At 65.9% G+C, this 205-nt stretch carries 1 pseudogene; it reads left to right on the forward strand.

Annotated elements, in window-relative coordinates:
- Positions 1-205: pseudogene (locus FMEAI12_RS37510) on the forward strand (integrase); the annotation flags it as partial.

The following is a 205-nucleotide window of genomic DNA, read 5'->3' on the forward strand; positions in this document are numbered from 1 at the left end:
GGGCCACCCCAGCAAACCCGTAACCTGCCCATAGCTCTGGGTGAGCGGGCGAGACGGTTCCGGTTCCTCATCCGTGACCGCGACACGACGTTCACCGCCGTCTTCGACACCGTCTTCACCACCGACAACATCGATATCGTGCGGACACCCGTACGGACCCCGGTCGCGAACGCTTTCGCGGAACGCCGGGTCGGTACCGTCCGCG

This window comes from Parafrankia sp. Ea1.12 (genome assembly GCF_900465275.1).
In the GTDB taxonomy this organism is placed as follows: Bacteria; Actinomycetota; Actinomycetes; order Frankiales; family Frankiaceae; genus Parafrankia; species Parafrankia soli.